2 protein-coding genes and 1 pseudogene are annotated in these 1,864 nt (G+C 46.1%); 1 reads left to right on the top strand and 2 read right to left on the bottom strand.

Annotation, left to right across the window (positions count from 1 at the left end; genetic code table 11):
* A pseudogene (locus ABUA47_RS24510) lies at positions 1–223 on the top strand (tRNA (guanosine(37)-N1)-methyltransferase TrmD); the annotation flags it as partial.
* Between the two features lie 93 nt (positions 224–316).
* On the opposite strand, the gene ABUA47_RS24505 reads toward ABUA47_RS24510, so the two are convergent.
* Together ABUA47_RS24505 and ABUA47_RS24500 are read right to left on the bottom strand one after the other, a co-directional pair.
* On the bottom strand, positions 317–1,228 hold the full coding sequence (locus ABUA47_RS24505; protein ID WP_005827775.1) for a dihydroorotate dehydrogenase: 912 nt from the start codon (positions 1,226–1,228) through the stop codon (positions 317–319).
* Positions 1,216–1,864: dihydroorotate dehydrogenase electron transfer subunit (locus tag ABUA47_RS24500; protein ID WP_349832262.1), on the bottom strand; the 649-nt coding region annotated here is incomplete at its 5' end. The genes ABUA47_RS24505 and ABUA47_RS24500, both read right to left, overlap by 13 nt.

Genomic DNA, 1,864 nt, shown 5'->3' with positions numbered 1-1,864 from the left:
CCGTATCATTCCGGGAGTGATTTCCGATGAGCAGTCTGCACTTTCAGATTCTTTTCAGGACAATCTGCTGGCCGCACCGGTCTATACACGTCCCGCTGATTACAATGGATGGAAGGTTCCGGATATTTTACTTTCCGGACATGAGGCCAAGATTAAGGAATGGGAGCTGCAACAGTCGTTGGAAAGGACCCGTAGATTGCGTCCGGATTTGTTGGGAGAGTAAGTTTACTGATGTAAATAAAAAGAAAAAGGACATTCGTCAATGAATGTCCTTTTTTATGAATATATATTGCGAATGGCGATCTCTAGTTATTCTTTATACCTCGAGTGCACCGATAATATCCTTTACAGACTGATAACCGTGTCTGTTAAGATAGTCATTTATTCCTTCTACCACTTTCACTGTAACCGCCGGATCAATGAAGTTTGCCGTACCAATCTGGATGGCAGAGGCACCTGCAAGCATGAATTCCACAGCATCTTTCCAGTTCATGATACCTCCCAAGCCTATGACGGGGATTTTTACCGCTTTGGCTACTTGCCATACCATACGTAAGGCAATGGGTTTCACGGCCGCACCGGACATGCCACCGGTTACAGTGGAGAGTATCGGACGCCTGCGTTCCGCGTCTATAGCCATTCCCAGCAGGGTATTGATGAGGGAAACACTGTCTGCACCGCCATTTTCGGCTGCGCGGGCTATTTCAGTGATGTCGGTAACGTTCGGGGAGAGCTTTACGATAAGTGTCTTTTTGTAAACTGAGCGCACGGCTTTCACCACTTCTTCGGCGCCCTTGGCGGTAACACCGAATGCCATTCCTCCTTGCTTCACGTTGGGGCAAGAGATGTTCAATTCTATGGCAGGAATTTTGTCAAGTTCATTAATGATTGCGGCTGTTTCGGCATAGTCTTCGATGGCAGAACCCGAAACATTCACAATCATGTTGGTCTGAATGTCCTTGATGCGGGGATAGATGTGTTCAACAAAGTAATGAACACCCTTATTTTGCAGTCCCACAGCGTTTAACATACCCGAAGGAGTCTCTGCCATGCGCGGATATGGATTGCCTTCACGTTTGTGAAGAGTGGTTCCCTTTACAATAATACCGCCTATTCGCGATAGTTCGATGAAATCGGCGAATTCTTCACCATATCCGAATGTTCCGGATGCAGTCATCACCGGATTATTCATTTGTAATTCACCAATATTTACACTTAAATCTGCCATAATAGTTTGTTTATATTAAAAACCGGACCTTCTTTACATACGCACAAATGACCTTCCGTGGTATTTTCTACACAGCATAGACAAGCGCCTATGCCGCACGCCATCATATTTTCCAAAGATACTTCGCAACTGATGCCTTTACTTTTGGCATACTTTGCTACTGCCATCATCATCGGTTTGGGGCCGCAAGTATATATCTGCTCAAAGCACACCTTATTTAATATGGAGTGTTGTGTTACGTATCCCTTCTCTCCGTGGCTGCCATCTTCGGTGGTGGTATACACCTCGCCATAGGCGGCAAATTGTTCCAATTGAAGCAAATCTTTGTCACTTCTGGCACCCAGCAGGAATGTTGGCTTGCAACCTTTCTTGGCGAGCTGTTCGCCTAAATATAACATAGGAGCTGTACCTACACCTCCACCTACCAATAAGAGCTTGTCTGAGGGCTTTTCAGGCATTGTGAAGCAGTTTCCCAACGGAAGCACTACATTGATTATATCGCCTGCTTTTGCTTCTCCTAATCGCTTGGTTCCGTCGCCTACAAGTTGGATTAAGAACCAGACCTCGTTCCGTTGTCTATCTACATAATTGATGGAGATGGGGCGGCGCAAAAAAGTGGTAGGCGAGCCGTCCACG

Source organism: Bacteroides sp. RTP31139st1_H2_RTP31139_211217 (assembly GCF_040227615.1).
In the GTDB taxonomy this organism is placed as follows: Bacteria; Bacteroidota; Bacteroidia; order Bacteroidales; family Bacteroidaceae; genus Bacteroides; species Bacteroides uniformis.
Note: the sequence above shows the minus strand (reverse complement) of the source record. Positions and strands in the feature narration are given on the sequence as shown.

Excerpts from the sequence above, each read along its gene's own strand:
- ABUA47_RS24505 (WP_005827775.1), bottom strand. The coding sequence starts at position 1,228 with ATGGCAGATTTAAGTGTAAATATTGGTGAATTACAAATGAATAATCCG.